A 22,890-nucleotide genomic window follows, 5' to 3' on the forward strand; every position below is an offset into this window, starting at 1 on the left:
GCGGTTCCTTTCGTTCGGTTCATTCGTTTGATTCGCTTCGCTCGCCGCTCAGCAGGTCCAGCTTCGCGAGGCTCTCCGGCGCGAGATCGCGGATGATTTCGTAGAAGTCGAGCGCGAGCAGCCGCTGCGCGCGCCGCAGCAGCAACGGCGCCGGGTGGCTCGGTTCGTGCTGCTCGAAATAGCGGCACATCTTGTCGAGACCGATGCGCACGTCGTCGCGGCTCGTGATGTCGGCTTCGCGCCATGCGCGGCCGTCCGGCATCGGCTTCGGCGCAGCGGGTGCCGAGGCGGCCTGCGATGCGTCGCCGGGAACGGCCTGCTGCGTGGCGGGCGACACCGGTTGCGGCTCGGGTAGCGGCACCTCGCGTACGATCCGCCGCAGCGCCCTTTCCGCATCGCCTTCGTCGGGTGCCCATTCGCGGCCCAGCTTCTCCGTCACGCACGCGCGGATCGCATCCAGCGCGTGCAGTGCCGCGCGCGCCGCGTCGAGCGGCGTCGTGCCGTCGCCCGACTCGGCCGACAGCGCGGCCAGCAGGCTTTCGCGGCTGCCGGCTACGGGGCTGCCGGTATCGTCGCGGCCGTCGAGCAGCCGTTCGGCGTCGCGCACGCTCGGCCCGCCTTCGAACAGCGGCTGGCGGCGCGCCGCGCGCGCGCAGTCGTGCGCGCCGGCCACGTCGGCGAGCGCGTTCATCCGCGGTGTCGGGTCCGGTTCGCCGTCCGCGTCGAGCCGCGGATGCAGGGCGTCCCAGCGGCGCTCGAGCAGGTTCGCGACGAGCGCGAGCGCGTCCGCATAACCGGGGATGCCGTGCTGCTCGGTCCAGCTTCGCGCGAGACAGGCGATCACGCGCAGGTCCTTCGTGCGCGCGGACAGCGCCAGCGCGAGCCGCTCGACCGCGCGCCAGTCGGGCGCCTCGGCCGGGATCACGGTGTCGCCGTATTGCTGCTCGGCGCGCGGCGTCGCACGCTCCTGCAACTGCAGGAACTCGGCGTCGTATTCGAGGTTCGCGCCGCACGGCGCATCGGGCGCGACATCCGCGAGCAACGGGCCGATCAGGCCCGCGCGCGGCGTCGCCGGGATGCCGGGCGGCACCGCGGAAAATGCGGCGGCGGCCAGCGCCGCCTGGCTGACGTCATTCGAATGCATAGTCGATGTTGACCGGTTTGCTGCCGAAATCGATCGCCACGGTGCGGTGCAACGGCGGCAGCGAGCCGTTGCGGATTTCGATCACGTAGACGCCCGGCGTCAGCGATACCGAACGCAGCGGCGGGCTCGCACCGCGCCGCGCGCCGTTCACGTAGACGTCGCCCCATGGCCGCACGTTGAAACGCACCTGCACGGTTTCCTGCGCCTTCGGCGCACGCGGCTGTTGCTCGGCAGGCAGCGCGTTCACGGCGGCGACGGCCGTCTGGCTGTCCGGCGGTTTCGGTGCCGGGGATGGCGTCGAAACCGGCGGAACGGCGGCTTCCGACGGCGGCACGTTGACGACGCGCTCCGACGCGTCGAGGCTGCCGGCGGGCGCGATGGCGGGGCTGGCGCCGGCCGGCGGCGGGGCCGCGTTCGTCACGGTGGTCGCAACCTGCGGCGCGGGCGCGGCGGCCTCGACGGCCGGCGTGCTGGCAGGCTCGGCGGCGACGCGTGGCGGCGGAACCTGTGCAGACGATCCGGCCGGCAGGCTGGACGGCGGCACGACGATCGGCGTCGGCCCCTGCTGGGCCAGTGTGGCAGCCGGCGCGCTCGCGGGCGGTGACGTGCCGGCCTGCGGCTGGCTCGCGACGGGCGCGGGCTCGTCGGCCACGCGGGCGGGACGCGACAGGTAGGTCGCGGCGAGGCCGACGGCGATCAGCGCAGCGACCGCGCCACCGGCGTAGACAGGCAGTCGGCGCTTGCGCGATCCGGCGGGGGCGTGGCTGTGCTGGGCGCCGGGCGGCACGGAAGCGCCGCCTGACGACGATGCGGCGGGATACGGCGCGGTCGTACTGGCGGCACCGACACCGGCACCAGGGCCTTCAGCTGCGAACGCGTCCGCTTTCGCGGAACCCGCCGCACCACGCGCGCCGATGTCCGTATCGGGTCTTGCGGATCGCGTGCCGGTTTCGTCGTGCGGGTCGGTGCGTGCAGCGGCCGGTTCTTTCGCGCGTTCGACGTCTCCATTCGGCGCATCGGATTCAACCGGTTCCGCGGCCGGCCGGGACGCATGCGATGCGGACGCTGCGAGCGCTCCCGCAGCCGCCGTGGCGGCTGCGCCTTGCGTGGCCGCTTTCAACGTTGAAGACACATCATCGGTTTCCGGCTTGCCGTCCGACACACCGGGCGATGCGGATACCGTGTCCGTAGGCGTCGACAGGGGCCCTGCGCCCGCCTGCGTCGGCGGCCGCCCATCCGGTGCAGCGCCACCCGAAGCGGCCCCACCCGCGCCGATCGAAGTCGCGGCGGCAACCGACGCGGTCCCGGCCTCGACAGAAGCCGCCCCCTTGTCTCCCCCGCTCCTGCCCGCATCGCCCACGGGCGGCACGGCGGGCGCGCCATACCCGCTGCCCGTCCGGTCGAAGTCCCGCAACCCGAGTTCCGCCGCGAATGCCGCGACCGATTCCGGCCGGTCCGGAATCCGCAACTGCAGCGCATGATCGACGGCCGCGAGAAAAGCCGGGCTGTACACCTCGCCGGCCGGCAGTTCACGCGACGCGAGCGGCCGGTACGTGTCCTTGATGCTGCGCACGACGGCCGCGGGCGGCAACTCGCCGGTGATCATCGCGTGCATCACCGCGCCGAGCGCATAGAGATCCGTCCATGGCCCCTGGCTGAACGCGGGATCGTCGGTGTATTGCTCGATCGGCGCGTAGCCTGGCTTGATCATCATCGCGCCGTCGTCGACCAGATCGCCGATCCGTTTGCGCGCCGCGCCGAAGTCGAGCAGGATCGCGCTGCCGTTCGGGCGGATCAGCACGTTGTCGAGCGCGACGTCGCGATGGAAGCACTGCGCGCGATGCAGCGTGTCGAGCGCACCGAGCAGCGCGCCGACGATGTTGCGCAGCTGCGTCTCGCTGATCCGCATCCCGCCGTCGAGCAGTTGCTTGAGCGTGCGCCCCTCGTAGAACGGCATCACCATGTACGCGGTGCCGTGGCTTTCCCAGAAGTGCAGGACCTTGACGAGCCCCGGATGGTCGAATTGCGCGAGCAGGCGCGCTTCGTTGAGGAACGCGCCGCGCCCCGCGTCGAATGCCTGCGCGAACCGCTCGGAGCGCAGCGACACCGTATAGTCGCCGCCGCGCGTGGCCAGCATCGACGGCATGTACTCCTTGATCGCGACCGCGCGCCGCAACGTGCGGTCGAACGCGCGATAGACGATCCCGAAGCCGCCGATGCCCAGCACTTCGTCGAGCTGCAATTCGCCGAGGCGATGGCCGAGCGGCAGCGGCCGCACCGTGAATTCGGATGCGTCGCCGCGTGTCGCCGTGTCGTGCTCGTTGTCTCTCGATCCAGCGTCCTTCATCTCCACCACCTCTCGAAACCGCGTCCTTTCCGCCCGCCGCCGCGCCCGGCGGCCCGCCGTCCTTCTGTCCGGCCGCTAACCGCCGCCGAACAGCGTCAGGAACAGCGCGTTGTCGGGCGTGCCCGTGTGCGCGTGCGTGCGCAGCGGCGATCCGTCCGCGCGGTTGGTCCACCAGAAGCTGGTGCCGCCGTGCGGATCGAAGTAACCGGACAGCCCCGGCCACGCGGCCGGCGCCGGCCGCTCCGGCAGCGGCGCCGGCGTGCCGTCGACGATGTCCGCGTGGCTGTCGACGCCCGGCGCGAGCCGCACGCGTTCGAGCGTCCGCTCGAGATCGCCCGGCGCGCGGGCATGGCGGATCGCGTCGAGCAGCGCCTGTCCGACCTGCCAGTAGAACGCGTCGGCGGCGTCCGGCAGCCCGCTCCAGTAATCGGCCGCACGCATCGGCAGCGTGACGATCACCGGGTAGTAGCGCCCCACGCGGTCGCAGCTCGGCGCGAGGCAGCCCGGCTGCACGCACGACGCGCCGGCGCCCGCCGGGATCAGGAAATTCCAGACCGGCGCGACCGTGTAATGGCGCTCGATCTCGTCCGCGCCGCGCTGGCGCATCGCGGCCATCCCCTGCTGGAGCCAGCGCTCCCACCACAGCGCGAGCGCATGCGGCAGCCGGCTGTTCACGAAGTCGCCGGCGCCGGGAATCTTCCCGTACCAGGCCGGCGCATCGCCGTCGGTACGCGTGAACGGCGGTGTCGGGCTCATGGCTTCGGAGGGCATGTAAAGGACTCCATCTGGGGCAGCCTGAACGGGTTGCGGACACTGCCCGCATTCACTTGCAGCACGACCGGTTTGCCGTCGACCGTGAAGCGCGCAATCATCTGGTCGGAGCCGCGCCCGGCCGATACGGCCGCGCGGTCGAACAGCCGGTGCAGCGCCCACGGCCCGTCGGTCGAGAAGCCGTCGGTCGCGCCGGCCTGCCCCGACACCTGCAGCCGCACCTGGCTGCTGCCGCGCGGGCCCGGCCAGTCCACCGCGCTCTGCACGAGCGGGCCGTGCGCGTAGCGGACGATCTGCCCGTCGACGTCGAGCACCATCTCCGTGATCGACGGGTCCATTTCGAGCGGCTGGATCTGCACCTTCAGCTGCGCGGTGCGCGCACCGCCGCCGAAATAGGCGTCGCGGATCACCGCCGCCTTCTCGAACGACGCCAGCATCGCGGCGGCCGACGGATCGGCGTCCGCATTGCGGTTCGCGAAGCGCCACGGGTGCGACGTCGTATCGACGATCGACTGCAGGTTCTTCTGGAAGAAGTCGTCCATCAGGCCGCCGGGTGCGAACATCTGCGCGAAATCCGCCGGCGCGACGTCACGCGACGATCCGCGCGCGAACGGATAGCGCCCCGCGATCGCCTGCCGGCAGAAGTCGCCGACGTTCGCGCCGGCCCGCGTCGCGACGCTGCGCTGCTCGACGGTCGCCACGCTGCCGTTCGCGACGTTCGACAGGTCGTCGAGCACGTCGCGGAACGGCGTGGGCAGGCGGCCGGCCTGCGCGCGCAGCTTCGCCGGCGCGTCGGACGGCGGCGGCTGCGCGCCGCTCCTCAATGCGTCGTCGGTGGCCGTCAGGTAGGTGTACAGCGCGTCGATCGACTTCAGCACGTCGTTGAACGCCTGGGCCTGGTCGCCGCTGCCCGGCGCGAACGCGCGCAACCCGGCGAAGTGGCTATCGACGATCTGCTCGGCGCTCGCGGGCGCTGCTGCGGACGTGTTCGCATCGCTTCCCTTGCTCGCGAAGATCTGCGACAGCGAGCTGCGCGCCTCGTCGACCTTGTCCTGCGCGCGCGTGGCGAGATTGCGCGCCCCGCCGCCCGGTGCATCGCCGAGTGCCGTGTCGCGCGCGAGCGCGACCATCAGCCGCGTGAGCGGCGAATCGGCGGACGACAGCGCGCGTGCCACCTGGATGCTCTGCGCGAGCGTCGCGGTGCGCTGCAGCTTGATGTCGGCGAGATAGTCGTCCCAGATCTTCAGGTAGTCGTTCAGGTACAGCTGGCGGATATCGCGGGCCCACGCGGCCGCGTCGTTCGGCCCGGGAATCTCGGAAAGCCCGAGGTTCAGCACCCACACTTCCTCGCGCCCGTAGGCCTCGACCTCGCCGGCCAGGCGCGGCGCGAACACGTTGCGATAGCCGTTGCGCGTATAGAGGCCCGGCACGCCTTCCGACAGCGGCTTGCCGCCCTGGCGGCGGAACACCAGCGACGCGTCGGGGCCGACCGCGCGCGCGACGCTGAAGTCGAACGCGGCGGTGGCCGGCCGCAGCGTCATTGTGAGCTGCCGGTACAGCCGCTGCGAGAACGGCACCTGCCGCAGCCGGTCGCGCACGTCGGCCACGAGCCGCTCGTTCATCGGATACGGCGACACCGCGACGCGGCCGCCGAACAGCGCGGCGAGATGCGCACGCAGCGCGGTGCGTTCGGCCGGCGAGAAATCGGGCGGCAGCGCGCGTTCCATTTCGAGATCGACGACGGCCTGCACGAACGCGGGATCGTAGTGCGCGCTGTCGTACAGCATCAGGTACGCCTTCAGCGCCGCATACGCGAATTCGGTCTCGTCGGGCCGTGCGTCGCGCAGCGCGGCCTCCATCCGGCTCGCGGCGATCGGCAGCAGCACGTCCTCGAGCGCGCGCCGGTACACGGCGTCGACGGCCTCGTCGATCTTCTCGCCCTGGAACAGCCCCCACCGGTACGCGAGCGGCGGATGCTGCAGGTCGACGCCACCGGTATTCGCGAGGCCGCCGAGCGCGTCGAGCACGGGCAGCAGGCGGGCGACGTCGGCCGCATCGGAGAATTTCGCGCCGGCAATCTGCGCATCGACGGCCGGCACGCGCGCGCCGATCTGGTCGAGATACGCGCGATTGTTCGAATAGCTGCGCAGCCAGGCGACCAGCACGGCCACGCACACCAGCGCGAGCAGCACGTAGCCGGCGATCTGCAGCACGCGCCGTTTCTGATGCCAGCGCAGGTCGCTGCCGGCGAGCGACGCTTCGCGGAAGATGTGCTCCTGCAGCAGCGACTTCAGGAAGAAGCTGCGGCCGGTCGAGCCGACCTGCGCGACCGGCGGCACGCCCTCGATCTTCAGGAAGCGCTTGATGCCGCTCATCACGCGATCGAACGCGGTGCCCTCCTGCGTGCCGCTCGTCAGGTAGACGCCGCGCAGCATCGGCATCGGTTCGTAGCTCGACACGGAAAACACCTCGGCGACGAACTGGCCGAGCATGTCCTGCAGGTCGGCGATCTGCTGCGGCAGCAGGTACGTCATCTCGCGCTGGCGCGCGTCGGTCTGCGCGGCGAGCAGTTCGGGCAGCCCGTCGTTCAGCCGCTGGTGCAGCAGCCGGTATTCGCGGTCGAATGCCGCACGCAGGTCGAAACCCGGCGCCTCGCTCTGCGCGAGCGGGAACGTGAAACCCCACACCTGCGCGCATTCCGCGCGGCCGTAGTTGCCGAAATACTCGGCGAAGCCTGCGAGCAGGTCGGCCTTCGTCACGAGCAGGTACACGGGAAAGCGGATGCCGAGCTGCGCGCGCAGTTCGAGCAGCCGCTTGCGCAGCACCATCGCGTGCTGCGTGCGCTCGGCCTCCGACGCGCCGAGCAGGTCGGCCACGCTGATCGTCAGCATCGCGCCGTTCAGCGGCTGGCGCGTACGGTACTTCTTCAGCAGGTCGACGAAGCCTTTCCACTCGGCCTCGTCGAGCGCACGGTTGCCTTCGTGCGTCGTATAGCGGCCGGCCGTGTCGATCAGCACCGCGTCGTTCGTGAACCACCAGTCGCAATGCCGCGTGCCGCCCACGCCGCGAATCGCCGCGCGGCCGAACTGCTCGGCGAGCGGAAAACTGAGCCCGGAATTCACGAGCGCGGTGGTCTTGCCCGAGCCCGGCGCGCCGATGAACACGTACCACGGCAACTGGTACAGATACTGTCGCGACATCCGGTCGAACCAGCGCGGCAGGCCCTTGCGCACGGTGTCGGCCTGCCCGAAGCGGACCTTCTTCAGCAGCGTCGCGGCTTCGTCGAAGCGGCTGCGCAACTCGTCGAGCTGCGCTTTCGCCGGATCGTCGGCGGTGGCCGGCCCGGGCGCCGCTTCGCGCAGCTGGTTCAGCAGTTGCGCGTTGAGCCGGCCGGCGCGCCAGCTGCGCCACGCGACGCGCGCGCCCCACGCGACGAACAGCACCGCGATCGTCAGCCCGCGCGCCCAGCCGCTTTCGAGCGGGCGGACCTCGGCGAACGCGAACAGCGGGCCCGCGAGCCACACGAAGCATGCGAGCACGACGAGACCGGCGAAGGTCCAGATTTCCCGCGACGGCAACGGCCGGACGAAACGCGCGACAGCCTGGTTCATGTCAGTTGGCTCCCTGCGTTGCGCTCGCGCCGACGGCGGCACTGCCGGGCGCCGGCAGCAGCGTGATCTCGACGCGCCGGTTCAGCGCGCGATTCGCGGGCGAATCGTTCGGCGCGACCGGGTCGAGCGTGCCGCGCCCTTCCGCCGCGAGCCGTTCCGGATGGTCGAGCCGCGCGGCGATCATGCCGCGCACGGCTTCCGCGCGTTCGCGCGACAGGTCCCAGTTCGACGCGAAGCGCGCCGTATGCACGGGCGTGTCGTCCGTATAACCGGTCACGCGCACGTTGCCGGGCACCTTGTCCAGCGCGTCGGCCACACGGGCGAGCACCGGCACGTAGCGGTCGATCACCGACGTCGAACCCGACTTGAACAACCCGTCGCCGCGCAGCACGATCACGCTGCGATCGGCGGCGTCGCGCACCGACACGAGTCCGGCCGCGATCTCCGGTTCCAGGAACTTCGCGATGCGCGGGGCCGGTACCGGGCGCGGCGGCGCCTGCGCGGGCTGCAGCTTCGGCACGTGCAGCGCGTCGATCGACGCGAACAGCCGGTCCGAATGCCCGGCGAGCGCGATCCGCAGCCCGACGAACACGCCGAAGCCGATCAGCAGCGCGAGCGCCACGCACACCCACAGCGGCACGACGAACCGGCGCGCGACATCGCGCGTGACGACGTCGCGCCAGTGCGGCGACAGCGCCGGCTCGAATTCGCCGCGCACCGAGCGGATCGTGAGCGCGAGCTGGTGGCGCAGCGCGTCGAGCTGCGCATGGCCGTTGTCGAGCACGCGATAACGGCCCTCGAAGCCGAGCGCGAGACAGAAATACAGCAGCTCGAGCAGGTCGAGATGCTGGCGCGGCTGCTGCGACAGGCGTTCGAGCAGGTGGAAGAATTTCTCGCCGCCCCAGGTCTCGTTGTGGAACGACACGAGCAGGCTGTGCGATGACCACACGCTGCCGCCCCACGGCGTCAGGGCGGCCGCCTCGTCGAGCGCCGTGCACAGGCAGTAGCGCGCGCCGATGATCGCTTCCGACGGCACGCCGGCCTCCTGCGCGCGCGCCTCGAACTGCCGGATCTCGACGACGAGATGCTCGCGCAGCCACGCGGGATTCGGGTGATGGACGGTCGAACGGATCTGCGGCACGAGGTTGAGCAACGGATTGGCGGCCGCGACGAGCGGGTTCGTGCCGCTCGCGGCCCAGCGCCCGGGGCGCGGCTGCGTCGCGGTCGGGCCGGCCGCGCCCGCCGCGGCCGGATGCATGCCGCCCGGATTCGGCGGCACGAATCCGCCTGCGCCGGGAGAGATCGAATCGGAGGAGGAATTCATCGCGTCGCCCCGCCCTCACCCGCGTATCGCCCAGAACTCCATCGAGAGTCCAGGGAATTCGCCGGCGAAATGAAAAGCGAGACCACCGGAGCGCGCCAGCTGCTTCCACAGGTCGCTGCCCTTGTCGATCTCGAAGTACGTATGGCCCGCGTGATACGGGATCTGCCGCGGCGCGACCGGCAACTGGCGCATCGTGATGCCCGGCAGTTGCAGCTGCACGAGATCGCGGATCCGCTCGACCGGCCCGAGCTTGGCCTGTGCGGGAAAACGCGCGCGCAGGCTGTCGGCCGGTACGTCCGCGCGCACCGCGAGCACGAAGCCGGCCGTGTCGCGCAGCACCGGGTCGGCCAGCGTCGCGACGCGGATGCCGTTGCCCGCATCGCGCAGCTCGATCTGGATCGCGTTTTGCTCGAGCACCGTCGACAGCGACCGCCGCAGTTCGGTCATCAGTTCCGCGAAGCTCGTGCGCAGGTCGTCGTGCACGTAGACGGCGAGCGACTGCGGGCGCCGGCCGGCCGCCGTGAACGTGCTCAGGTCGCACGCGAGCTTCAGCCAGTCGCAGAACAGCGCCTCCGGATGCGTCGACACGTGCTGCTGCGCATGCCAGGTCAGCGCGAGATAGCGGTTCACGAGCTGCAGCAGCAGGAAGTCCGCGACTTCCGACACGCCGCCGCGCCCGGGCTCCGACAGCCGTTCCGCGAGCGCTTCGCTGCGTTGCGTGAGCAGCCCGTGCAGCTCGCGCGCGTAGGCCAGCAGCACGGCGTCGTGCTGCGCGACGAGGCGCGGCGGGATGTAGCCGTCGTCGACGAGCAGCCGTGCATCGGTGCGCCGCTCGACGATCCGGGCGACGCCGAGTGCGTGCCAGTCGCCGGTCAGCTCGGCTTCGAGCATCAGCCTCACGTTCAGGCGCCCCGTCTGCAGCAGTGCGGGACCGAGCGCGACCGCGTTCGCGTCGGCCACTTCGTATTCGCGCACGACGTAGCGCGCGACATCGGCGCCGCCGTTCGTGCCGTTCGTACCGTTCGCGCCGCTCGCGCCGTTCGGGGCATGGCCTTCGCCTGCACCGAACGACACCTCCTCGCCGCCGCCGCGCCACAGCGGCAGCGCGAGCACGACGAGCTGGTCCTTCGCGTCGGCCGGCACGTCGAGCGGTTCGGGAAGATCGTCCGGATGGGACAGGTCGAACGGCGTGCCGTCGCGCATCACGCCCGATGCGGTGCGCAGCGCGACCTTGCCGAGCGCCAGTTGCTCGCGGTCGAGCTCCAGCGTGTCGAAGCCCCAGAAGAAGCCTTGCAGCGGGAGGCAGCGCAGCGCGACATAGCGTTCCCAGTGCCGTTCGAGCTGCTGGAAATGCTGCGGCCGCAGGAACATCCCCTCGGTCCACACCACCCGCTGGCGGAGCGCCGCGACCGGTGTCGCGGACATCGTCGGTTCGGTCATGGGCGCCCCTTCGCATCGTTCAGCGCGAGGCCGCCGTTGCGCACCGCGATCGACAGCTTCAGCTCGCCCGGCGACGTCTGCCAGAACTTGTAGAGATTGAGCTGCTTCGCGCGCGGCAGCGGCACCGTCAGCCGCCAGCGGTTCTTTTCGAGCATCCGGTATTCGGCGACCACGCCGATCGCGCCGGCCTCGACGTTGCCGCGATAGTGCAGCGTGCGCGACTCGCCCGGCCGCAGGATCACGCGATCGGTGCCGAGCAGGTCCGTGCCGAGCACGTTCTCCGGCTTGTCCTGCAGCGAGAAGAAATCCGCGCTGTCGAACGACGATGCCGCGCGGAGCTGGAACACCTTCAGCACGATCGGCGCAGGCTTGCGGTTCGGGTCAGGGTTGACGTCGGGTGCAACGTCGACCGTGATCGCATACGGCACCGCCGCGGCGTGCTCCGTCGCGCCGCATCCCGGCAACAGCATCACGCATCCCCATACGATGAAACTGCTCGACCGCCATTGCATATTCCACCCTCGCCACCCAATAGCCGTCCGCCGGTTTTCGACCGCGAAACCGGTTGATCCGATTGAAAAAGGGACAATTAATTGATCGGTAATTGTGTAATCCGTATATCCATCCACCTCAATCCGTATCGGCAAATTGTTCTTGTAAAAAGCCGGGTCATATCATTCATGGATTTTGAAAGTCGATTTGGCGAGATGGTGGTCAATTGAGAATTGGGGTTGATGAATTAATGGCAAAAATCAATCCGACCGGTTCGCCGTCGCGGCCCGGTTCTGTGGCGTGGACACCTGTCGGATGGGCTCGGGCGCAAGCCGGCCGGCCACCGGGCAACGAACGCCCGCGGCGCTGACGGTGTGCCAGGCTATTCGTTTCGCACGAACGGACGGCCCGTTTTTTCGTGCATTGACGTGCGCTGACCAAACAACTGACGAATCCGAAAAACACAGCGAACTATAGGCCGTTTTTCCGGATTCACAAGCACTGAAATTCGTAGTCGATTCTGTATTCAGGTGGAAATGGAATGGTGAAATGAAACAAAACGTAACAGGCGATTCGGTGCCGATGATTGGCACTAGAATCCAACAGCGCTTGTGTGCCACCTTCCAATTACGCCAATTCCTGATTTCAATAATGAAAGGTCGTTCATCGCTCGTTCTTTTCCTCGGCGCATTGTTGCTGGGGGCCGGCGGGTGCAGTACGTCCCCGACCCAGTCGGCTGCACGCGCGACGGTCGACAGCGCGCGCGCCGCGTACGACAGCGGCGACTACGGGCGCACGATCGCGCTGCTGAGCCACGCGAAGGAAATCGACGGCGCCGACACCGACACGCAGGTTGCCGCGCACAAGCTCCTCGCGTTCAGCTATTGCGTGACGAACCGCATCACGCCGTGCCGCGCCGAGTTCTCGAAAATTCTCGACCTCAACCCGCGCTTCGATTTGTCCCCTGCGGAGAAGGGACATCCGGTCTGGGGGCCTGCGTTCGAATTCGCGCGCCGCAGGCATGCGTCGTCGTCCTGAACGAACCGGCCTGCGCGCGAGCACTTCACCGAGCGACGTATGACATGCAACTGATCGTGATCGAACATGCCGGCGAGCCGGTCGAAAACGACTCCTACGACGCCGTCGTGTTTCATCCGCCGGGCGGCACCATCGGCCGGGCCAGCGACAACCATCTCGTGTTGCGCGACGACACGCGGCAGATTTCGCGGCTGCAGGCGCTGCTGCAGGTGGGCGACGACGCCTGCCTGCTGAAGAACCTGAGCAGCGTCTCGACGATCGAGGTGAACCGCGAGCCGGTCGGCTATGCGCAGGAGCGCGCGCTCAACACCGGCGACATCATCCGCATCGGGCCGTACGTGCTGCGCGCCGAACGTGACGACGGCGGCGACGGCGTCGATGGCGGCCATGCACCGGTCATCGACATGGAGACCGATACCGGCATGCGTGTCGATATGCAGGCGCAAGCCCGGGCGGCAGCGGCGCCCGCGCAACCGTCGTCATCGCGTGTCGATACGAAAGGCGCCGGCAACCGGCTGTGGGGGCTCCTCCAGGATCGTCTCGCGCCGCGCGGCAAGGCGGCGGACGCCGCTGCGCGGCCAGGCGGCCCCGCACGTGCGGGCGCGGCGCAGCAGGCCGCACCGCCCGCGCCTTCGCAGCGCGACCTGCACCAGCTGTCGACCGATCCGCTCGACCTGTTCGCGCAGTCGTCGGGCGACCTCGGCGCAGCGGGCACGGCGGCGCACGCCGATCGCGGCAACGCGGCTCGCGACGCGTCGTCCGCGACGCAGGCGGATCACGCGCCCGAGTGGACGCAGCACGTGCGCGTGCAACCGGCCGCCGCGCACACCGATACGCGGCCGGCCGACGAACCGGCGCCGCATGCGGCGCGCGCGCCGACCCCCGACGAACTGCTGAGCGCGTTCTTCGAAGGCGCGGGGCTCGACACGGCCGCCGAATCGCATCAGTGGTCGGCCGAGCAGCTGTACATCGCGGGCCAGTTGCTGGCGCTGTTCGCGAACGGCACGGTCGAGCTGCTGTCGTCGCGCAGCATCCTGAAGCGCGAGGTGAAGGCGCACATGACGATGCTGCTCGATCGCGAGAACAATCCGCTGAAGCTGCTGCCCGACGGCGGCGCCGTGCTGCGGCAGATGTTCGGGCTGCCGCTGCCGGGCTTCATGTCGCCGCAGAGCGCGGTCAGCGACGCGTTCCAGGATCTGCACGCGCACCAGATCGGCATGGTCGCCGGCATGCGCGCGGCGTTGATGGACCTGCTGACGCGCTTTTCACCGCAGCGCCTGCGCGAGCGCGACGACGCGATGCGCTGGTACGAGAAGCGCGTGCCCGTGCTGTACAAGGCGAGGATGTGGGATCGCTACGCGGCGACCCATCGCGACACGGTGTTCGCGATCGAGGACGATTTCGCGTCGGTGTTCGGCAAGGCGTTTCTGGCGGCGTACGACGCGGAAGTGGAAAGCTATCGCGGCAGCGGCCGGCATTGAGCATCGAACCGCGCGCCCGCCACCGGTCGCGGGCGATGGGTGCCGGCGGAGGCGTCAGGTGGCCGCACCACACGACGCGACCTTGTTTCGCCCCGTTTCCTTCGCGACGTACAACGCCTCGTCGGCTGCCTTGATCACCGACTCGACCTCCCCTTCCTGCCCGGGCGCCCAGCTTGCCACGCCGATGCTCGCGGTGACGCGCCCGAATTCGCTTTCCGCATGTTCGATCGCCAGTCCGTCGATGGCTGCACGAATCCTTTCGGCGATCTCCGTCGCACCCGTCGCCGGCGTATCGGGCAGGATCACGACGAACTCCTCGCCGCCATAGCGGGCGGCGGTGTCCGCCGGGCGCCGGATGTTGTCGCCGATGCACCGTGCGACCGCCGCCAGCGCGTCGTCGCCGGCCTGGTGGCCATACGTGTCGTTGTAGGCCTTGAAGCGGTCGACGTCGACGAACAGCAGCGAAAACACCGATCGGGCACGGCGCGCGCGGCGCCATTCGAGATCCAGCACCTCCCCGAACGAGCGGCGATTGTTGAGCCCGGTGAGGCCGTCGGTGCGCGCGAGCATGACCAGCTCGGATTCGGCGCGCATCCTGCGTCGCAGCTGCGAGCCCAGCATGAAGGACAGCACGATGAACGCCGCGCCGAAGGTGGCGACCAGCGCGCCGATCGTGATGGCCCGGTGCCGCCACGCGGCGTAGATGTCCTGCTCCGCCTCGGCGACCATGATGATCAGCGGCAGGTGCGGCAGCGTTTTGAAGTAGTACAGGCGGCGCACGTTGTCGATCGTCGAGGTTTCGATGAACGAGCCTTCCGGTGCCGTCATGAAGTGGCGAAACGTCGGCGCCTTGCTGATGTCGCGACCGATGGTGCGCACGTCGAACGGCTGGCGCATGAACATGATGCCGTTCGTGCCGATCAGCGAAATCGCGCCGTGCGAGCCGAGCGCGAGGCCGGCGAACAGCGTGTGGAAATACTCGAGATTGACCGCGATCATTGCAATGCCGGCGAACGAGCCGTCCGGGTTCGACACACGGCGCGTCAGCGCGACGCTGAGCGCGCCGCCGCGCAGGCGGGACGCAAAGGGATCGCTGATGTAAAGCCCGACGTCCGGATTGTCGCGGTGCACCGTAAAGTACTTGCGGTCGCCGAAATTGCCGTGGCGCGGCACGTCGTTCGCCGAATCCAGGATGATGTTGCCGGCGGAATCCAGCACGAGCATCGAGCCGAGAAAATTCGCCGTCATCGCGTGATCGAACAGGATGCCGCGCCGCAGCGCCGGCGGGGCGGCCATGACGTCCGGCCGCCGGAGGCCCTGGATCACCGCCTCGAGCGACAGGCCGTAGAGCTCGATGTTGCGTTCGATGTCGCGCTCGGCGACGAGCGCCAGATTTCGCGACGTCTCTCGCGCGCGATCGAGCGCATCGTGACGGCTCTGAAACAACTGCAACACGCAGAGGCCCATCAGCGCGCACGCTATCAAGGTCCCCGCCAGCACAACGTAGTACGGCGCTGCCGACCGCGGATGCATCCGTGTCCTCTCAGATTGGCCCGGCGCTGACGCACCGGTCGTTATGGTTTGTTCTGAATAACCTATACCAAAAAGTACGACTTCCGGGTACGAGGTGCAGTCCTGACTTGCCGGGTTGCGTACGACGTGACCTGAGCGGTGTCGGGCGGATCGTGTTCCGCTCGGACCGGCACCGGGTGCCGGCGCTCATTCACCGAGGGGCGTCGCGTGGTGTGGCGTGTGGTGCTGCCGATGACGAAATCGAAACAATCCGACCGCAGTGGTACGCGTATTGAAATTGCCGTCAGGTTGCCATGCGAATGCACGGCTGGCGCGAAAGCCGGCGGGAGACCGGGCGTGCCGTTGCGCAGTGCGCAACGCGAGCGCCGCCCGGCCTGCGCCGATCGCGCGCGCCGCGCCGGCGGCGCCGCGCACGCGATCGGTCGGGTCAGACGGTCGTCAGACGGCCATCACCGTCACCGACTTCGTGACGAGGTACGGTTCGAGCGCTTCCGGCCCGCCTTCCGAGCCGTAGCCCGAGTCCTTCACGCCGCCGAACGGCATTTCCGGCCACGGCGTCGCGGGCTGGTTGATCCACAGCATCCCGACTTCGAGGCGCTGCGTGAGCAGGTGCACGTTCGCGAACGAACGCGTGAACGCGTAGCCGGCGAGCCCGAACGGCAGACGGTTCGCTTCCGCGATCGCGTCTTCGAGCTTGTCGAAACCGCGGATCGCCGCGACCGGGCCGAACGGCTCGTTGTTGAACACGTCCGCTTCGAGCGGCACGTCCGCGATCACGGTCGGCGCGAAGAAGTTGCCTTCCGAGCCGATCCGCTCGCCGCCGGTTTCGATGCGCGCGCCGACCTTGCGCGCGTTGTCGACGACGGATGCCATCGCGGTGAGCCGGCGCGGGTTCGCGAGCGCACCGAGCGTCGTGCCTTCCTCGAGGCCGTTGCCGACCTTCAGCCCTTCGGCATGCTTGACCAGCGCGCGCGTGAATTCGTCGCGGATGCTGTTGTGCACGAGAAAGCGCGTCGGCGAAATGCAGACCTGCCCCGCGTTGCGGAATTTCGCGCCGCCGGCGGCCTTCACCGCGAGCGCGACGTCGGCGTCCTCGGCGACGATCACCGGCGCGTGACCGCCCAGTTCCATCGTCGCGCGCTTCATGTGCAGGCCGGCCATCGAGGCGAGCTGCTTGCCGACCGGCGTCGAACCCGTGAACGTGACCTTGCGGATCACCGGGTGCGGAATCAGGTACGACGAGATTTCCGCCGGATCGCCGTACACGAGGCCGATCACGCCGGACGGCACACCCGCGTCGACGAACGCGCGCAGCAGCGCGGCCGGCGACGCCGGGGTTTCTTCCGGCGCCTTCACGAGGAACGAGCAGCCGGTTGCCAGCGCGGCGCTCAGCTTGCGCACGACCTGGTTGACCGGGAAATTCCACGGCGTGAACGCGGCGACCGGGCCGACCGGCTCCTTCACGACGGTCTGCTGCGCGCCGAGGTTGCGCGGCGGCACGATCCGGCCGTACACGCGGCGGCCTTCGTCCGCGAACCATTCGATGATGTCCGCCGCCGACAGCACTTCGACGCGCGCCTCGGTGAGCGGCTTGCCCTGCTCCTGCGTCATCAGCTGCGCGATCGCGTCGGCACGTTCGCGCACCAGCGCGGCCGCCTTGCGCATCGTCGCCGCGCGCTCGTGCGCGGGCACCTTGCGCCAGGCCTCGAAGCCGCGTTGCGCGGCGGCGAGCGCACGGTCGAGATCGGCGATGCCCGCGTGGGCCACCTTGCCGATCGGCTTGCCGGTCGCCGGGTTCACGACGTCGATCGTCTTGCCGCTCGCGGCGTCGACCCATTCGCCGTCGATCAGCAGTTGCGTATCCGTATAAGTCACGTTAGCCATCCAGACACCCCTACATTGCGTCGATAAACGCGCGCTGCCGCGAACGGCCGCGCGCCGGTTGACAGAAAAAGCCAGGCCGCCGGGGCTGGCACGCACCCGGCGGCGTCGACGGCAGGCACGCCGGCCCGCCATCGTTCCGCATGGAGTCGCGCTCAGCGCGCGGCCGCCGTCGCCTTGCGGAGTTTCGCGACGTCCGCCGCCTGCACGGCCGGCGCGCCGTTGTTCCATCCGGCGCGCATGAAGGTCAGCACGTCGGCGATCTGCCGGTCGTTCAACTGATTCGAGAACGCCGGCATCGGATAAGCGGACGGCACGCCATCGATCACGAGCGTCTCGCTGCCGTTCAGCGTCACGTTGATCAGCGACGCGGCATCGCCTTCGAGCACGTTCGGGTTGCCGGCGAGCGGCGCGAGCAGCGGCGCGTAGCCGCGCCCGTCCGCGCCGTGGCAATGCAGGCAGTAAGCGTTATACACCTTCGCGCCCGGATCGGCTGCCGGCCGGCCCAGCGCGACCTGCGTCGCCTTCGGATCGTAGCGGTACGGCGGCGCGCCCGTGCCGCCTGCCGCCGGCAGCGATTTCAGGTAACGGGAGATGGCCGCCAGATCGTCGTCCGTGAGGGCCTGCGTGCTGTGGTTGATCACGCTGACCATCGAACCGAACGCGGTCGCATGGCGGTTCGCGCCGGTCTTCAGGAACTGCGCGACCTCGGCCTCGTTCCAGCGGCCGAGCCCCGTGTTGGGCTCGCCGGTCAGGTTCGAGGCGAACCAGTTGTCGATCGGCGCACCCGACAGGAACGCCGCGCCGCCTTCGTCGAGCGCCTTCTCCTGGAAGCCGACGCCGCGCGGCGTGTGGCACGACCCGCAGTGACCGAGCCCCTGCACGAGGTACGCGCCGCGGTTCCACATCGCGTCCTTGGCCGGCTTGTCCGCGTAAGGCGTCGTGTCGAGGAACACCATGTTCCACAACGCGAGCGGCCAGCGCATGTTGAGCGGCCACGGGATGTCGGACGGCCGGTTCGCCTGCTTCACCGGTTCGACGCCGTGCATGAAGTACGCGTACAGCGCCTTCACGTCCTCGTCCTTCAGCTTCGCATACGACGGATACGGCATCGCCGGATACAGGTTGTGACCGTCCTTCGCGACGCCCTTGCGCAGCGCGCCGGCGAACTCGGCTTCCGTGTAGCCGCCGATGCCCGTTTCCGGATCGGGCGTGATGTTGGTCGTGTAGATCGCGCCCATCGGCGTGACCATCTTCAGGCCGCCGGCGAACGGCGTGCCGCGCGGCGCGGTGTGGCACGCAACGCAGTCGCCCGCTTTCGCGAGGTACGCGCCGCGCGCGACGAGCGCGCTGTCGGCCGGTGCCGTCTGCGCGGCCTGCGCGGCCGGGCCGGCCAGCATGGCGGACAGCGCGAGCAGCGATGCACGGAACGTATTCAGGGTGAGGTTTCGCATGATCGTCGCCTCCCCTCAAGCCGTCTTCAGCTGGTCGCCGACCGGCAGCTTGCGCAGCCGCTTGCCGGTCGCCGCGAAGATCGCGTTCGACAATGCCGCGGCCGTCGCGGCCGTGCCCGGTTCGCCGATCCCGCCCGGCGCTTCGCCGCTTTTCACCAGATGTACCTCGATCGGCGGTGTCTCGTTGATCCGCAGCATCCGGTAATCGGTGAAATTGCTCTGCACGACACGGCCGTCCTCGATCGTGATCTCGCCGTACAGCGCGCCCGTGATCCCGAAGATGATGCCGCCCTGCACCTGTGCCTCGATCGTGTTCGGGTTGACGGACATGCCGCAATCGACCGCGCACACGACGCGCTTGACCTGCACCTCGCCGTTGTCCACCGCGACGTCGATGACGATCGAGAAGAAGCTGCCGAACGCGTGCATCACGGATACGCCGCGCCCTTGCCCCGTCGGCAGCGACGGGCCCCAGCCGGCCGCCTTCGTCGCGACGTCGAGCACGTTGAGCGCGCGCGGCGTCTTGCCGAGCAGCGCGCGGCGGTATTGCACGGGGTCGGTCTTGGTCTGCGCGGCCAGTTCGTCGATGAAGCTCTCGACGACGAACGTGCTGCGCGTCGGCCCGACGCCGCGCCAGAACGCGGTCGGTACGTGGCGCGGCTCCTGGCGCACGTAGTCGATCAGCTGGTTCGGCAGGTCGTACGGCAGGTCGGTGGCCACCTCGACCGCGTCGGGATCGACGCCGTGCTGGAACGCGGGCGGCGCGAAGCGCGCGAGGATCGACGAGCCGACGATCCGGTGCTGCCACGCGATCGGCTTGCCGTTCGCGTCGAGGCCGGCCGAGATCCGGTCGTAGTAGTACGGGCGGTACATGTCGTGCTGGATGTCTTCCTCGCGCGTCCAGATCACCTTCACCGGCGCGTTGACCTGCTTCGCGATCTTCACCGCCTGGCCGATCATGTCCGTCTCGAGGCGCCGGCCGAAGCCGCCGCCGAGCAGGTGGTTGTGCACGACGATCTTCTCCGGCGGAAAGCTCGTGAGCTTCTGCACGGTGTCGACCGCCCGCGTCGGCACCTGGGTGCCGACCCAGATCTCGCAGCCGTCGGCGCGCACGTGCACCGTGCAGTTCACGGGCTCCATCGTCGCGTGCGCGAGGAGCGGCTGCTCGTACACGGCGTCGACGCGCGTCTTCGCATCCGCGAAACCCTTGCCGACGTCGCCGTCCTTGCGTGCGACGGCACCCTTGCCGTTCGCCGCGGCCTGCGCGAGATCGGCGACGATGTCCTTCGTCGATACCTTCGCGCCCGCGCCTTCGTTCCACTTCACGACGAGCGCCGATGCGCCGCGCTTCGCGGCCCAGGTGTGATCGCCGACGACCGCGACCGCGTTGTCCGCGCGCACGACCTGGCGCACGCCCGGAATCTTCTTCGCGGCCGTATCGTCGATGCTCGCGACCGTGCCGCCGAACACCGGGCTGTTCACGATCACCGCGTACAGCATGCCGGGCAGCCGCACGTCGAGCCCGAACTGCGCGGTGCCGTCGACCTTCTCCGGCGAATCGAGCCGCTTCGCGGGCGTGCCGATCAGCTTGAAATCCGCCGGCTTCTTCAGCGCGACGTCCTTCGGCACCGGCAGCTTCGCGGCGGCGTCGGCGAGCTGGCCGTACGACACGCGCCGGCCGCTCGGCGGATGCTGCACTTCGCCGTTCACCGCACGGCAGGATGCCGGATCGACATTCCATTGCTTCGCGGCGGCCGCGACCAGCAGCGTGCGCGCGGTCGCGCCCGCGCGGCGCAGCGGCTCCCATGCGTAGCGTACCGACGTCGAGCCGCCGGTGAGCTGGCCGCCGAGCAGCGGATCGAGAAAGAGCTTCTCGTTCGGCGGCGCATGGTCGAGCGTCACGCTCGACAGCGGCACTTCGAGTTCCTCGGCGATCAGCATCGGCAGCGCCGTGTAAACGCCCTGCCCCATCTCGACTTTCGGCATCACCAGCGTGACCTTGCCGGCGCGGTCGATCTGCACGAACGCGTTCGGTGCGAACACGCCTGCGCGCGCGGTTTCATCGCCGTCGCCACCGATCACCGAACGGCGCGCATCGTCGCCTGCCGCCGGCAGGCTGAAACCGAGCAGCAGGCCACCGCCCGCCGCCGCGCCCAGCGACATGCCGAGCCTGAGGAACGAACGGCGCGACACGCCCGCGCCGGCGGCTTGTCCAGCGGCCTTGCCTGCTTCGATCAGTCCTCGCGACATGTCATGCCTCCTTCGCGGCTTGCTTCACGGCCGCGCGAATCCGGTTGTACGTGCCGCAGCGGCAGATGTTGCCGGCCATTGCCGCGTCGATGTCGGCATCGCTCGGGTTCGGGTTCGATGCGATCAGCGCGGTGGCGGCCATCACCTGCCCCGACTGGCAGTAGCCGCACTGGACGACGTCGAGCTCGCGCCACGCCTGCTGAACCTTGTGGCCGGCCGGCGTCGCGCCGACGGCTTCGATCGTCGTGATCTTGCGGCCCGCGACGGCCGCGACCGGCAGCACGCACGAGCGCGCGGCGACGCCGTCGAGATGCACGGTGCACGCGCCGCATTGCGCGATCCCGCAGCCGAATTTCGTGCCGGTGAGGCCGACGACGTCGCGCAGCACCCAGAGCAAGGGCATGTCGTCGGGGGCGTCGACCGTGCGGGTTTCGCCGTTGATGTTGAGGGTGACCATTCAGCCTCCGGGGCCGGTGTATTGGGGAAACGACGCGCATCGCGCGCCGCGCGGGGTTTTCGATTTCGTCGCTGTCTTCGCCGTTGCCGGGCGAGACGGCTGCCGCGCGGCCCGGGGCGGAGCGGGCCGCGGCGTGGGTGCTGCTTCGTTACTCGGCCACGTCGATGCCGGACAGCACCTTGATGACCGCCGGCGCTGCGAACCAGTCGGCCGATTTCACGCGGAATTCGCCGAAATACGGGCTCGCGAGGTGTGCGTCGAACGCAGCCTGGTCGTCGTAGATCTCGTACAGGTGCAGGTTGGGCGAACCGTCCTGTTCGCGGAACAGGTCGTAGCGCCGGTTGCCCGGCTCGGCGCGCGTCTTCGCGACCATGCTGCGCAGCTCGGCTTCGGCGGCCTCCGCGTGTTCGGGTTTCAGGTACAGGGACGCAATCACGTGAAGCGCCATCTTGTCACTCCTTTTGAATCGAAATCGAGCATGCCACAAGCCGGCGTCGCGCGACGCCAGCGTGCAATCTTCATGGTTTGCCGTGCCGCGGTATCAGGCCAGTTCGTCCGGGCCCACGCGCACGACGACCTTGCCGAAGTTCTTGCCGGCCAGCAAGCCGATCAGCGCTTCCGGCGCGTCGGCCAGGTCGGGGACGACGTCCTCGAGCGTCTTCACCTTGCCCTGCGCGACCCATTCACTCATCTCTTTCAGGAACGGTGCATAACCGGTCGCATAGTGGTCGAGGATGATGAAACCCTGCATCCGGATGCGCTTGCGCAGGATCGTGCCCATCAGTGCCGGCACGCGATCGCGGCCGGTCGACACCGCGGTGTCGTCGTATGCCGCGTCGTTGTAGTGCGCGATGATCCCGCACACCGGCACGCGCGCGTGATCGTTGAGCAGCGGCCACACCGCGTCGAACACGGCCCCACCGACGTTCTCGAAATAGACGTCGATGCCGTTCGGGCATGCGTCCTTCAGCTTCGCGGCGAATGCCGGGTCGCGGTGATCGACGCACGCGTCGAAACCGAGCGTATCGGTCACGTAGGCGCACTTGTCGGCGCCGCCCGCGACACCGATCACGCGGCAGCCCTTCAGTTTGGCGATCTGGCCGACCACCGCGCCGACCGCGCCGCTTGCCGCCGCGACGACCACGGTTTCGCCGGCCTTCGGCTCGCCGATTTTCAGCAGCCCCGTGTAGGCGGTGAAGCCCGGCATGCCGAGCACGCCGAGTGCATACGACGGATGCGCGACGTCGCGGCCGAGCGGAATCAGGTCGCGGCCGTCGGACAGCGCATAGTCCTGCCACCCGGCGCCCGCGACCACGAGGTCGCCTTCGCGGAACGCGGGCAGGTTCGACGACACGACCTGGCTGACGGTGCCGCCGACCATCGGCTGCCCGAGTTGGGCCGGCGGCGCATAGGACGGCGCATCGCTCATCCGGCCGCGCATGTACGGGTCGAGCGACAACCAGACCGTTCGCAGCAGCACCTGGCCGGCACCGGGCGTCGGCACGGCACCGGATTCGGTGCGGAAGTTGCCCGGCGTCGGTGCGCCGACCGGGCGCGAATTCAGGACGATCTGGCGGTTTGCGGTCTTGCTTTGCGGCATGTGAGCCTCCGTCAACAGGAATGGACGTGCTTCGTGGGCACGATCGGATCAAGGGTGGAGCAGCGGA

The 22,890-nt window shown here is 69.3% G+C and carries 16 protein-coding genes; 2 read left to right on the top strand and 14 right to left on the bottom strand.

Going from position 1 to position 22,890, the window contains the following annotated elements; translation table 11 throughout:
- Positions 1-19: 19 nt before the first annotated feature.
- The 7 genes from tssA to tssJ all read right to left on the bottom strand — a co-directional run bounded on the left by tssA (position 20) and on the right by tssJ (position 11,149).
- On the bottom strand, positions 20-1,144 hold the full coding sequence (tssA, locus tag E9536_RS00120; protein ID WP_136469050.1) for a type VI secretion system protein TssA: 1,125 nt from the start codon (positions 1,142-1,144) through the stop codon (positions 20-22).
- Entirely contained in the window at positions 1,131-3,491 is a 2,361-nt protein-coding gene (locus E9536_RS00125; protein WP_136469051.1) for a serine/threonine-protein kinase, read from the bottom strand. Before E9536_RS00125 ends, tssA begins: the two co-directional genes overlap by 14 nt.
- A 75-nt stretch (positions 3,492-3,566) precedes the next feature.
- On the bottom strand, positions 3,567-4,262 hold the full coding sequence (tagF, locus tag E9536_RS00130) for a type VI secretion system-associated protein TagF (RefSeq protein WP_091919606.1): 696 nt from the start codon (positions 4,260-4,262) through the stop codon (positions 3,567-3,569).
- A complete protein-coding gene (gene tssM / locus E9536_RS00135; protein ID WP_136469052.1) occupies positions 4,244-7,873 on the bottom strand; it encodes a type VI secretion system membrane subunit TssM in 3,630 nt (1,209 codons plus the stop codon). The genes tagF and tssM overlap by 19 nt, the downstream gene beginning before the upstream one ends.
- 1 nt (position 7,874) lies before the next feature.
- Positions 7,875-9,197: a DotU family type VI secretion system protein gene (locus E9536_RS00140; RefSeq protein WP_136469053.1), complete on the bottom strand. Its 1,323-nt coding sequence runs from the start codon at positions 9,195-9,197 to the stop codon at positions 7,875-7,877.
- Between the two features lie 15 nt (positions 9,198-9,212).
- Positions 9,213-10,637 carry a type VI secretion system baseplate subunit TssK gene (tssK, locus tag E9536_RS00145; RefSeq protein ID WP_136469054.1) on the bottom strand — a complete coding sequence of 475 codons (1,425 nt, stop codon included), beginning with the start codon at positions 10,635-10,637 and terminating at the stop codon, positions 9,213-9,215.
- A complete protein-coding gene (gene tssJ, locus E9536_RS00150) occupies positions 10,634-11,149 on the bottom strand; it encodes a type VI secretion system lipoprotein TssJ (RefSeq protein WP_027791609.1) in 516 nt (171 codons plus the stop codon). The genes tssK and tssJ overlap by 4 nt, the downstream gene beginning before the upstream one ends.
- A 631-nt stretch (positions 11,150-11,780) precedes the next feature.
- On the opposite strand from tssJ, the gene E9536_RS00155 reads away from it, so the two are divergent.
- Both E9536_RS00155 and tagH read left to right on the top strand, forming a co-directional pair.
- Positions 11,781-12,167: a TssQ family T6SS-associated lipoprotein gene (locus E9536_RS00155; RefSeq protein ID WP_060371998.1), complete on the top strand. Its 387-nt coding sequence runs from the start codon at positions 11,781-11,783 to the stop codon at positions 12,165-12,167.
- A 44-nt stretch (positions 12,168-12,211) separates the two neighbouring features.
- Positions 12,212-13,648, top strand: coding sequence for a type VI secretion system-associated FHA domain protein TagH (tagH, locus tag E9536_RS00160; RefSeq protein WP_136469055.1), 1,437 nt, complete (start codon positions 12,212-12,214; stop codon positions 13,646-13,648).
- A 54-nt stretch (positions 13,649-13,702) separates the two neighbouring features.
- On the opposite strand, the gene E9536_RS00165 is transcribed toward tagH, so the two are convergent.
- From E9536_RS00165 to E9536_RS00195, 7 genes are all read right to left on the bottom strand, one after another.
- Positions 13,703-15,181 (bottom strand): diguanylate cyclase, encoded by a 1,479-nt coding sequence (locus E9536_RS00165; protein ID WP_136469056.1) that lies wholly within the window; start codon positions 15,179-15,181, stop codon positions 13,703-13,705.
- 438 nt (positions 15,182-15,619) lie between these two features.
- Complete coding sequence (locus E9536_RS00170; protein WP_059552233.1) at positions 15,620-17,065, bottom strand: NAD-dependent succinate-semialdehyde dehydrogenase; 1,446 nt, start codon at positions 17,063-17,065, stop codon at positions 15,620-15,622.
- 152 nt (positions 17,066-17,217) lie between these two features.
- Complete coding sequence (locus E9536_RS00175; RefSeq protein ID WP_060359050.1) at positions 17,218-18,516, bottom strand: cytochrome c; 1,299 nt, start codon at positions 18,514-18,516, stop codon at positions 17,218-17,220.
- Positions 18,517-18,531: 15 nt separating this feature from the next.
- Positions 18,532-20,766 carry a xanthine dehydrogenase family protein molybdopterin-binding subunit gene (locus E9536_RS00180; RefSeq protein WP_136469057.1) on the bottom strand — a complete coding sequence of 745 codons (2,235 nt, stop codon included), beginning with the start codon at positions 20,764-20,766 and terminating at the stop codon, positions 18,532-18,534.
- A gap of 1 nt (position 20,767) precedes the next feature.
- Positions 20,768-21,223 (bottom strand): (2Fe-2S)-binding protein, encoded by a 456-nt coding sequence (locus tag E9536_RS00185; protein ID WP_021162722.1) that lies wholly within the window; start codon positions 21,221-21,223, stop codon positions 20,768-20,770.
- A gap of 148 nt (positions 21,224-21,371) precedes the next feature.
- The gene (locus E9536_RS00190) at positions 21,372-21,671 is read right to left on the bottom strand and encodes a putative quinol monooxygenase (RefSeq protein WP_059694835.1); all 300 of its coding nucleotides are present in this window, start codon (positions 21,669-21,671) and stop codon (positions 21,372-21,374) included.
- A gap of 93 nt (positions 21,672-21,764) precedes the next feature.
- Positions 21,765-22,823, bottom strand: a complete 1,059-nt coding sequence (locus E9536_RS00195; protein ID WP_059694837.1) for an NADP-dependent oxidoreductase — start codon at positions 22,821-22,823, stop codon at positions 21,765-21,767.
- Positions 22,824-22,890 lie beyond the last annotated feature (67 nt).

This window comes from Burkholderia sp. LS-044 (assembly GCF_004803625.1).
GTDB classification, from domain to species: domain Bacteria; phylum Pseudomonadota; class Gammaproteobacteria; order Burkholderiales; family Burkholderiaceae; genus Burkholderia; species Burkholderia cepacia.